Below are 10,858 nucleotides of genomic sequence, written 5' to 3' on the forward strand. Positions count from 1 at the left end.
TCCACCTCGAATCCGTTTCATGCATACATTAAGAACAAGCCTCGCGCATGTCCTCCTGCTGTCGCGTCAGGATCTCATCGACCGGCATCGGGAAAATACGCTGGGCGCCGCCTGGCTGCTGATTCAGCCGCTGACCTTCGTGGTGCTGTTCAGCACGGTGTTTTCCCAATTCATGCGCACGCGCATCGGCGCGGATGCCGATCCCTATCTGTACACCGTCTATCTGATCGGCGGCCTGCTCACGTGGAACCTGTTCGCGAACCTGCTGAACCGGCTCACCCCAGTCTATAGCTCGAAGGCGCATCTGATCCGCAAGATAAGCGTCGATCTGTGGGTGATGCCCATGCATATCGTGCTCGCCGAGTGGGCGGTATATGCGATCACGATGGCGTTCTTCGCGATGTTCCTGCTCGTCATCGGTCATCCAATCGGCATGCAATGGCTGATGCTGCCGGTCGTTGCGCTGCTTCTGAGCGCGTTCGCGTACGGCATTGGCATCGTCCTCGGTACGCTCGACGTATTCATTCCCGACATCAAGAACGTGCTCAACGTGGTGCTGCAATTCGGATTCTGGCTCACGCCGGTCGTCTACCTCGCTTCGATCCTGCCACCCTGGGCCGCGAAGGGCTTGCAATTCAGTCCGATCTTCTGGGCCATCGACTCGGTGCACGCGATCATCGTATGGCATCAATACCCGCAGCCGAAGGAACTGCTCGCACTGTTCGGCGCCGCGGTGCTCAGCCTGCTCGCGGGGCGCCTTCTATTGACCCGTCTGCAATCTGAACTGAGGGATACGTTGTGACGACACACGCGCAGAACGGTCCACCAGTTCTTGAGATCGATCGGCTCTCGAAGCGCTTCAAGATCTACAACCGCACCGCTGACCGCCTGATAGAAAGCTTTTCCCGCAAGCCGCGGCATCGCGTGCATGCCGCGCTGCGGGACGTTTCGTTCTCACTGGGACAGGGCGAGGCGATCGGCGTGCTCGGCCAGAACGGCGCGGGCAAATCGACCTTGCTCAAGCTCGTGAGTGGCGTGCTGTTGCCCGATGCCGGATCGATCGTGCGGCGGGGGCGAATTGCGGGTCTGCTGGAACTCGGCACCGGGTTCGACGGCAAGCTGTCGGGTCGGGAGAACATCGCGGTGAATGCGCGGCTGATCGGCATGACGAGCGAAGAGATCGAACAACGTTTCGACGCGATCGTCGCCTTTTCCGAACTGGCTGAGTTCATCGACGCACCGCTGCGTACCTATTCGTCCGGGATGATCATGCGACTCGGCTTCTCGGTAGCGATTCATGCGGACCCGGTGTGCTTCATCGTCGACGAAGCGCTCGCGGTCGGCGACGCGCGCTTTCAACAGAAGTGTCTGAAGCGCATTCGCGAGTTTCGCGACGCTGGTGGCTCGATCCTGTATGTGTCGCACGACATCAACTCCGTGAAGCTGCTATGCGATCGGGCCATCCTGCTTTCGGGCGGCGAAGTCGTCTACGACGGTTTGCCGGAAGAAGCCGCGCAGATCTATTACCGGCTGATTGCGGGCATCGATAGCGACGCGCCGCAAGCCAACCAGGCGACGCCGGAATCATACGGTGCGTTGCGCACCCGCGTGCGCAACGTGGTGCTATCAGGTCGCTTCGGACCGGCCATGCGATTTGCGTCCGGCGAAGAAGTGACGATCGACCTCCAATGCGAGTCGGACCAGGATGTCCAGCTATCAGTCGGCATTCTGATTCGCGATCGTTTTGGCCAGGACGTGTTCGGCACCAATACCGCGTTGTTGCGCAAGGAAGCGCATTTCTCCGCCGGCAATGGCGTTTGTTGCCGCTTCTCGCTGCCGCTGAATTTCGCGCCTGGCAAATATTCGGTCACGGTCGCCCTGCATTCGGACGACACCCACGTGCACGATTGCCAGCACTGGTGGGATGCCGCCGCGACTTTCGAAATCGCCGGCTTTCAGCATGTGCCCTTCTCAGGACTGTGCTACGTGCCAGCGCAATTTGCTCAATACCCTGTACGGGAATTGGAACAACCCACGTTACGAGAATCATGACCAACGCAGTACTTCAAAATCTGATTGCGCGTGTCAAGGCGGAAGCAGCTGCCCATGCCGGCCCGAGCGACACAACTGCAACGGCTGCGCTGGGGCATGCCGTATCGCCCGCCGGAGCCGGACTGGATGTCGCCGGCCTTTGCGCTCCCGCATCGATCGAACAGCTGATGATTGCCGAGGACGAGGCTTTCGTCGATGGCGCCTATCGGCTCGTGTTACGCCGCGAGTCCGATCCTGCGGGCCGGGCCAATTACGTCGGTCAACTGAAGAGCGGCGCCAGCCGGCTCGTGCTGCTGGCGAAGCTGAGGATGTCGGAAGAAGGGAGGCGCACTGGCGTGCAGGTGCCGGGACTCCGGCTCGCCATTGGCGTGACGCTCGCGCAGAAGGTGCTGCGCCATGCGGGACTCAGCGCGCTGGCGTCACGAGCCGGGCGATACGCCGACGGCGTCTATGCGCGGCGCCTGCTCTCCCGTTCACTGGTCGCGTGGCGAGGCCGTTTCGAAAACACCGTCGGCGCGGTCATGCGCCAGGCTGCGCAGTCCGAAAAACTATCTGCTCAGTCCGAAGAACTATCACGACGCGTGCACGATCTGCAGGAACAGCTTCGAAAAGACCACACAGTGGCGCCGGAAATCATCGACGCCTATTACCTTGCATTCGAAGATGCCAATCGCGGCACGCGTGAGAGCGTGCGCGCGAAGCTGGCGATCTACGACGACTGGCTCGCGACGAATGTGCCGCGCGCGGTCAGACTCACGCATCAGATCGTGGATATCGGCTGCGGTCGCGGCGAATGGCTCTCGTATGTGCGCGAGCGAGGCCACGACGCAACCGGCATCGACGTCAACCCGGTCATGGTCAAAGCCTGCGTTGCGCAAGGCTTCGATGCCCGCAATACGGACGCGCTGAAGTACCTGCGCAGCTTGCCGACAGGCTCGGTCGCCGCAGTCACCGGTTTTCATATCATCGAGCATCTGCCATTCGACTATCTGTTCGCGCTCGTGCAGGAAAGCTACCGGGTGCTGGTGGAAGGCGGTTCGGTCCTGTTCGAAACGCCGAACCCGGAGAACATACTGGTCGGCAGTCACACGTTCTATCACGACTTCACGCACCGCAACCCGATAACGCCGAGCGCGATTACGTTCCTGCTGAAGTATCACCACTTCCAAGAGATCGACATCATTCGCAGCAGCCCATACCCGGAAGAAGCGAAGGTGCCGGGCAACGATCCGCTGACCGAGCGCGTCAACGGCCATCTCTGCGGCCCGCAGGACTTCGCGGTGTATGCACGCAAACGGACCGCAGCAGGAGCGCCGGCGTGAAGATTCTGGTGACCGCGAACATGGTGCCATTCATGCATGGTGGCGCCTCGTATCACATTGCCGGCGTGGTCCGTGAGTTGCAACAGGCGGGACATGAGGTGGAGCTGCTGCGTCTGCCTTTTCGCTTTTCGCCGGAACGGGACATCGCGCGAGCGATGGAACACGCGCAGTCGCTCGACTTCATCCGCCCGAACGGCGTCACGATCGATCAGGTGATCAGCCTGCAATTTCCGGGCTATGGAATTAGCCACCCGAATCACCGGGTATGGGTCATGCACCAGCATCGCGCGGTTTATGAACTGTACGATGCCGCGCAGGCAACCGCTGAACTCAAGCAGCTGCGCGCTCAGGTGATCGCGTTCGACAACGCCGCGCTCTCGAGCGCGAACCTGGTGTTCGCGAATTCGCGGCGTGTCGCCGAACGCTTGCGCGACTTCAACCGGATCGAAGCGACGCCGCTCTATCATCCGCCGGCAGACGCGGAATCGTTCCGCTGCGAACAGGCTTTGCCGTATGTATTTTTCCCGAGTCGCCTGGAAACGCTGAAGCGGCAATCGTTGCTGATCGAAGCGGCGCGTCATATGCACTCGCCGCTGAAGATCCTGCTGGCAGGCGACGGCGGTCAGCGCGAGGTGCTTGCCCGGCTCATCGAACAACATGACGTGGGTAGCCGCGTCGCGCTGATCGGACATGTGACCGAGGCCGAAAAGCGCGCCTTTTACGCACGCGCGCTGGCCGTGGTGTTTCCGGTTTTCGATGAAGACTACGGATACATCACACTCGAAGCGATGCTGTCGTCGAAACCCGTGATTACCTGCACCGACTCCGGCGGACCTCTGGAGTTCGTTCGTGACGGCGAAACGGGCTGGATCGAGCCACCCGACGCCAAGGCGCTCGCCCAGCGCCTCGACTGGCTCGCGCAACATCCGCGCAAGGCAGCCGACGCCGGCGTGCGCGGCCTCGAAGCCTACCGGGCGGCGAACATCTCGTGGCGCGGCGTGATCGAGCAGCTTACCCAACCTCTCTAACCTGATCTCCCCATGAGAATTGCGATTGTCGCGCCGAGCCCGGTCCCCTTTGTGATTGGCGGCGCTGAGAACCTGTGGTGGGGCCTGCTCGACGCGCTGAACGCACGGCCGGGAATCGTGGCGGAACTGATGAAACTGCCAACCCGCGAAGACAACATGGGCGAACTGCTGGCCAGCTATCGGCAGTTCTTGCGCCTGGATCTCGATCACTTCGACATGGTGATCAGCACCAAGTACCCCGCTTGGGCGATTCGACATCGCAATCACGTCGTCTATCTTCAGCACACGTTGCGCGGCCTGTACGACTGCTACCCATCGGCTATGCCGACGCAGTTCGAACCCGATGCACTGCTCGCGCTCGGCATGCCGGCGCGTATCGTGGACGCGCTCGTCAAGCGCGATGCGGCGAACCTCGAACTCGACGAACTGCTCGACGCGCTCGACGCAGCGTGGCAGCGCGCGCCGCAAGCGGCTTGCTGGGCGTTTCCAGGGCCCGTCACGCGCGCGGTGATACGCCTGCTCGACGCAATCGCGATGCGGCCTGACAAGATCGTTCACTATGCCGCAATTTCGCAGGTGGTCGCGGCGCGCGAAGGCTATTTCCCCGCCGGCGTAAAGGTCGCGGTCCATCATCATCCGACCGGTCTGAAGGGGCTCGCGCCTGGCCCGCAGGAAGCCATCTTCAGTGCCAGCCGTCTGGACCCGGCCAAGCGTATCGATCTGATCATCGAGGCTTACCGGCAGAGCAAGGTGGAGGTGCCACTGCATATTGCCGGCAGCGGCCCCGATGAAGCGCGCTTGCGCGCGGCCGCCGCGGGTCATCGCGGCATTCATTTTCTCGGACGCATTACCGATGTTCAACTCGCGCAGGAGTATGCGCGCGCAGTCTGCGTGCCGTTCGTGCCGCGTGATGAAGACTATGGGCTCATCACACTCGAAGCGATGCTGGCGTCGAAGCCGGTCATCACCACTACCGATTCGGGCGGTCCGCTCGAACTGATCGAGCATCAGCGCTCGGGACTGGTCGTCGAACCGGATGCGGCTGCGCTCGCCGGCGCGTTGCGGCGGGTTTGCGGCGATCTTGCCGAAGCGCGGAATATGGGACTGGCCGGGCGCGAGAGCGTTGAGCATCTGAGTTGGACCAGGCTGTGCGATGCGCTGCTCGCGGCCGGCCGACAAGTGGCTTCCGACAGCCAGGCAGCCGACGCAACAGTCGCCGCCCCGGCGATCGTCGCCAGGCGCGCGAAGCCGGTGCTTGGCGTGCTCAATACCTATCCGATCACCCCGGTGATCAGTGGCGGCAAGCTGCGCCTGCATGGGCTGTACAAACGGGTCGCCGAACACTTCGACGTGCGGTTCGTCAATCTGGCGCCAGTGGGTATGCGAGCTACGCGCAATCTCGCGGATGGGTTTACCGAGGAACTGGTGCCGAAGTCACAGGAATTCGCTGAAGCCGAGTATCAGCTCGAACGCTCACTGGGTGCTTCCGCTGAAGATATCGCGGCAGCCTTGCACCCAGCCACGGCCCCCGAATGGCTAGACGCGATCGATGCACTCGCGCGACGCGCCGACCTGATCGTGTGCTCTCATCCGTACGCAATGCCCGCATTGCGCGAAGTCACGTCCAAACCCTTCGTCTACGAAGCGCACAATGTCGAAGCCGATCTGAAGGCCGACATTTACGGCCCACATCGCTGGGCCGTCGATCAGGTCCTCGCGCTGGAGCGCCGTGCCGTACTCGACGCGGCGCTCGTCACCGCCTGCTCGGAGCGGGATCGCGAACGCATGGGTGAGCTCTACGGGACTGCAGGCGATGCCGCGAAGATGATCGTCGTTCCCAACGGCATCGACGTTGCGGCGACGCGGTTGCGCGCAGGCGCGCAGATAGAGCGCCGCCGCGCGGCGCTCCGTGTCGCGCATCCGCTGGCCCTCTTCATGGGCAGCGCGCACGGTCCGAACATCGATGCCGCGCGCTTGATCGTCGAAGCAGCCACACGCTTGCCGTCGGTCCATTTCGTGTTACTAGGTTCGGTCTGCCACTCGGTCCAGACCTGGGAGCTGCCGTCCAACGTCGGTCTCGCGGGTGTGGTCAGCGATGCAGAAAAGGCCACGTGGCTTGAAATCAGCGACCTGGGCCTGAACCCGGTAATTTCCGGCTCGGGGACCAACCTGAAATTGCTCGAATACGCTGCTGTGGGTCTGCCGGTGGTGAGTACCGAATTTGGGGCGCGCGGCCTCGGCTATCGCGCCGGCCATGAATACCTGTGCGCAGAAGCCAACGACTTCGCCGATGGCATTAAAGCGATGTTGCAATTGACGCAGGCGGAGCGTGATGCGATGACGCGCAATGCGCGCCGCCGTGTCGAAACAGAGGGAGATTGGACCGCGATCGCCGCGGCCTACTCGAAGTCGCTCGCGCAGGTGCTGGCGTAGAGGTTATGGGAAAGGCGTATCCGCGGCCAGCGGTACGCCCTACAACAGATAGTGGCTCAGCGGCAGCAAGCCATCGAATTGGCCCACCACCGTGACCTCGACTGCGGCGGCCTCGTTCGTTGCATGGGTCGATGCATGGGTCGACGCGGCATGCGTGAACTCGCGCAGCAGATTGTCGACCGAGTCATACGACTGATGCTGGAACCCTTGCCATTCCAGACACACGGATTGGTCCTGGCTAGTTGCGGTATTCGACTCAGAATTTATGATCGGACTTTTCATTGCGCGAACCTGGCGGTGAAGTGAATCTATTCTAGCGATTAGCGCCGCGCTTGTCGCGTTAGTACTTCCACGACAGACCGAGCGAGCCGCTGTACACAGAGTACGCAAAGAGCGATATCGAATTGGAGATCCGCCCTGCCGATGCCTGGGCATATATCGACCAGCCGCGCACCATTGGAAACGTGTAGCGCAGCGATGCCGCGCGTAGGGTCTGGTGCCGACCCAGCGTGCCGAAGAATACTGGGTCATACGCATCCGCGTCGATTAGCGTTCGCTGCTGCAAGACTGCTTCGAGTTGGCCATGACGGGCCATGTCGTAATCGGCCGACAGCCAGGCCGAATAACCGTGCTGCGATCCGCCGGGCCGTCCGTTCAACGGCTTGTCCCATGCCGGACCGACGAATAGTTGCACCGAGGTGCGCTCGCCGATGCGAGCCTGGAACGCCGCACGCACTTCGACATACACCGAGTCATAGAGCGAGTTGCCGGGATACGCGGAATCCAGCACCGCCAGATCGAGGCCGCCGCGCGCGAGCATCGACCGCCATGCCGACGGCGGCAGCCAGAAATTCGCGTGCCAGCCGATATCGCGCTGATAGACGCGCGTGCCGAGCCACAGCATGTCTGCGGTGAGCTGGTTATAAAGCTCGCCACGCATCACACTAGTCCTGTCGGCCAGACCGATCGTCGCGGAGCGCTGGTCGAAGCTGTGCTGACTGCGGTACTGACGATTGGTTAGTCCTGCGAGCAGTGCCAGGCCTGGCACGGACGAAATCGGCAACTCGCCCTGCACCGCCGATTCAATGTACTGGTCACCGTGCGCAAGGCTTTCCGGTGCGAGGATCAGCGAATTGACTGGCGCACTGGGCGCGAAAGTCACGACGGAATTCGACGGTCCAAAATTCGCGTTCGAAGTGACGCCCGCTCCGACGCTCGCGATCAACTGCGGCCGCGGGCCACTCGGTGTGCACGCGCTCGCGCGATAGAAGACGATCAGCTTCTCGATGGCGGGTGGCACGTCGTATTTTGCTTCGATACGCGCGAGCGTTTCTTGCGAGCGCGTGCGCTCCCCCAACTGGCAATACAGAATCGCCGCATCGAGTAGCGCGCCTGCCTGGCGGGGGTCACGCCGTACCACTTCATTCAGCAGCAATAGCGCCCGCTGGCGATCTCCGTCACTCATCGCAGCCTCGGCCTGCGCTTGCAGATCTTCATCGATGGTCTGATCGAAGAGACCATCCGGGGTCTGCGCCACTGCGTGCGATACCAGTGCGCTTATCAGTACGATGCCGAGCGCACGCAGCGCCACTCCGACGATTGTGCGCCATGAACCACGCGACGGCAGCGCGTGAATGCGCCGCTCAATGAATCGCATGGGTATCGCCTTCGTGCATCGTATAAAGCCATTCGGCGGTGTCGCGCCCACGCAGTGCCACCTGAGAGCAGGTCTTCAGACGATGACGTTCGCTCTGCCGTGCAGATTCGTGGCCGATCAGCAATGTGGTTTCGAGCGTCTTCGCATACTCCTGGAGCCGCGACGCCACGTTGACCGTGTCGCCAATCGCGGTGTAGGACTTGCGCGAGCTGGAGCCGATTTCACCGACCACCGCGGGTCCGCTATTCACGCCGATGCGAACGCGAATCGTCCTACCGTCGAACACAGGCAGCCCACTATGATTGAGCGCCGCCAACTCGCGCAGCATCGCGCTCGCACAATCGAGAGCGCGATCCGCATGGTCGGGCTGCGCAAGCGGCGCGCCCCAGAATGCCATCAGTGCGTCGCCCATGTATTTATCCAGCGTTCCTTCCGTGTCATGCACGCAGCCGGTCAGACGCGTCAGCACGACTTCCGTCATGGCGAGCAGATGCTCAGGTGGCATCTGCTCGGCGAGCCGCGTGTAGCCTTCGATATCGACGAACAACACAGAGATCTGCCGACGCTCCGGCCTGAAGGTCGCGAGTCCCCGCTCGCGGATGATTTCGCGCAGCACCGTCGGCGGCAAATAGTGGCTGAAGCGGCGCTCGAACGATCGCATCGCCGCCTGCGAATAAATCCACTCGACGGGCGCCTGCACCAGCAGGAACACCGCCGCGGGAATCAGCGGCAGTGCGGTCAGTTGCGTGGGCACACTGCGTGTCGAAGCCAGCAGGCCAAGCCACAATGACGTCGTCACGACGATCAGCACCAGCGCAATCGTCGCGCGTTGCTGGCGAAACAGCACTGCGAAGATCACGATCGAGCACGCCGCCCAGACGATCGGTAGCCATGCCGCCTGCGCTTGCGTATCGTCGTGCGAGCCCAGATCGAGCAGCTCGCCAAGCAGTTCGGCATGCACGATGACCGCCGGCAACCATGGTTCGATCGGCGATGCGACGTGATCCGTGAGCCCGAGCGCCGACGAGCCGACCAGCACATAACGATGCGCCAGCAGGGAAGATGGCACCCTTTGCGTGAGCACATCGAAAGCGGATACCACGTCGAGCGACTGAAGCGAATGCCGGAACGGCACATGCATCAGGCCTTGCGAGTCAATCGGCAGGCTGGCGAGCGACGCGAGCGGCAAAGTGCTCGCATTGCGGCAATGGATCAACTGCCATGCGAGCATCGGATAGACGGCGTTTGCGTACTGGATCACCGGGGCGACGGAACGGACCACCCCGTCCGCACTCGCGTGCGGTGTCACATGCCCGACGCAGACATCTGGATCGCTAAAGAAATTGCCGACGAAACCCGACGCCACTGGCGCATAGGCGACGTGTGTGCCTGCCGGCAGAGCGCCGCCGACATGCCCCGCATGAGGCGCCCCCTCTCCCCCCGATAGTGCGAATGCCTGCGCGAACACGAGCGGATACTGATGCGCGACGTCGAGCAGTGCGCGATCGCCGTCGTCCGGTCCTGCTTCGGGAAACATGATGTCGAGGCCGACCGCTTTCGCGTGATAACGCGTGAACAGCGTCTGCGCGAGCCGCGCCATCACGGCGCGTGGCCATGGCCACGGCCCGATCGCATCAAGAGAGCGCTCGTCGATGTCGACGAGAGCGATGCGCGGGTCCGGTGCGGCCGTGATCAATTGCTTCTGCTGCCAGTCGTCGAGCGCATAGCCGAGCCGGCTATATGGTTCAGGCGACCATGCGCCGGTCGCCAGCAAGCAGCCTAGTAGTGAGATCAGGGCGAATATCGTGAGGCGAATTTGGTCCAGCGTTCCAAGGCCTGCTACCGGGACCACTGGGTCGCTCCATAGGCCGCATTGCTCCCGCCGAGAGACTGCGTGAACAGATAGCCCGCCTGCGTGGCATTCTTGCCGGCGAGCACACCTCTGACGAGCGCCCGCGAAACGCCGAATTCGCTGACGAGCTTGCCGTCCGGAGTCACGCTGCCGCTTCCCGAAATCGCATAGCTCGCGCCGTTTGCGCCGAGGTTCATGCTCGTCTGAAAAGCACGCGTGCCGAAATCGATCGACAGTAGCGGATTGCTGATCTGCACCTCCGTCGCCGCGCCCGTCGTTGCATTGACCACGAACGCTTGCGCCGCCTGAAGCCCGAACTTGAAGTTGCCGGAGGTGGGCATCACCATCTCCGTCTGCGGCGCGCGGGTCATCGCGAAAGGCCCCATCGGGCTTACCTGTTCGCTGCCTTGCTGCACCAGCGCCGTCAACGTCGTCTCCGCGCCGTACGAACCCAGCGACTTATAGCGTCCCCAGAAGATCTGCGCTTCGGGCTCTGGGACGACGACCGGTACTG

Annotated in this window: 8 protein-coding genes and 1 pseudogene; 5 read left to right on the forward strand and 4 right to left on the reverse strand. The window is 62.4% G+C overall.

What is annotated here, in order from left to right:
* The first annotated feature begins 19 nt into the window (after positions 1–19).
* From AB3X86_RS32240 to AB3X86_RS32260, 5 genes are read left to right on the forward strand one after another with little or no spacing between them, the layout of a single operon-like run.
* The gene (locus AB3X86_RS32240; RefSeq protein ID WP_368599090.1) at positions 20–802 is read left to right on the forward strand and encodes an ABC transporter permease; all 783 of its coding nucleotides are present in this window, start codon (positions 20–22) and stop codon (positions 800–802) included.
* A complete protein-coding gene (locus tag AB3X86_RS32245; protein ID WP_368599091.1) occupies positions 799–2,052 on the forward strand; it encodes an ABC transporter ATP-binding protein in 1,254 nt (417 codons plus the stop codon). Before AB3X86_RS32240 ends, AB3X86_RS32245 begins: the two co-directional genes overlap by 4 nt.
* On the forward strand, positions 2,049–3,374 hold the full coding sequence (locus AB3X86_RS32250) for a methyltransferase domain-containing protein (protein WP_368599092.1): 1,326 nt from the start codon (positions 2,049–2,051) through the stop codon (positions 3,372–3,374). The genes AB3X86_RS32245 and AB3X86_RS32250 overlap by 4 nt, the downstream gene beginning before the upstream one ends.
* A complete protein-coding gene (locus AB3X86_RS32255) occupies positions 3,371–4,402 on the forward strand; it encodes a glycosyltransferase family 4 protein (protein WP_368599093.1) in 1,032 nt (343 codons plus the stop codon). Before AB3X86_RS32250 ends, AB3X86_RS32255 begins: the two co-directional genes overlap by 4 nt.
* Positions 4,403–4,414: 12 nt before the next feature.
* Positions 4,415–6,835: a glycosyltransferase family 4 protein gene (locus AB3X86_RS32260; RefSeq protein ID WP_368599094.1), complete on the forward strand. Its 2,421-nt coding sequence runs from the start codon at positions 4,415–4,417 to the stop codon at positions 6,833–6,835.
* 39 nt (positions 6,836–6,874) lie between these two features.
* Here the strand turns inward: AB3X86_RS32260 and AB3X86_RS32265 are convergent, their stop codons facing one another.
* From AB3X86_RS32265 to AB3X86_RS32280, 4 genes and pseudogenes are all read right to left on the reverse strand, one after another.
* Positions 6,875–7,060, reverse strand: a complete 186-nt coding sequence (locus tag AB3X86_RS32265; RefSeq protein WP_176368505.1) for a hypothetical protein — start codon at positions 7,058–7,060, stop codon at positions 6,875–6,877.
* A gap of 115 nt (positions 7,061–7,175) precedes the next feature.
* Complete coding sequence (locus AB3X86_RS32270) at positions 7,176–8,492, reverse strand: tetratricopeptide repeat protein (RefSeq protein WP_368599095.1); 1,317 nt, start codon at positions 8,490–8,492, stop codon at positions 7,176–7,178.
* The gene (locus AB3X86_RS32275) at positions 8,479–10,344 is read right to left on the reverse strand and encodes a CHASE2 domain-containing protein (RefSeq protein ID WP_368599096.1); all 1,866 of its coding nucleotides are present in this window, start codon (positions 10,342–10,344) and stop codon (positions 8,479–8,481) included. The genes AB3X86_RS32270 and AB3X86_RS32275 overlap by 14 nt, the downstream gene beginning before the upstream one ends.
* Positions 10,332–10,858, reverse strand: a pseudogene (locus AB3X86_RS32280) (hypothetical protein); the annotation flags it as partial. The pseudogene AB3X86_RS32280 and the gene AB3X86_RS32275, both read right to left, overlap by 13 nt.

It is taken from the genome of Paraburkholderia sp. BR14374 (genome assembly GCF_040948685.1).
Lineage (GTDB): Bacteria > Pseudomonadota > Gammaproteobacteria > Burkholderiales > Burkholderiaceae > Paraburkholderia > Paraburkholderia youngii.

What these genes read in the sequence shown, in the direction of transcription:
- AB3X86_RS32240 (WP_368599090.1), top strand. Translation starts at nt 20, where the DNA reads ATGCATACATTAAGAACAAGCCTCGCGCATGTCCTCCTGCTGTCGCGT.
- AB3X86_RS32250 (WP_368599092.1), top strand. Translation starts at nt 2,049, where the DNA reads ATGACCAACGCAGTACTTCAAAATCTGATTGCGCGTGTCAAGGCGGAA.
- AB3X86_RS32260 (WP_368599094.1), top strand. Translation starts at nt 4,415, where the DNA reads ATGAGAATTGCGATTGTCGCGCCGAGCCCGGTCCCCTTTGTGATTGGC.
- AB3X86_RS32270 (WP_368599095.1), bottom strand. Translation starts at nt 8,492, where the DNA reads ATGCGATTCATTGAGCGGCGCATTCACGCGCTGCCGTCGCGTGGTTCA.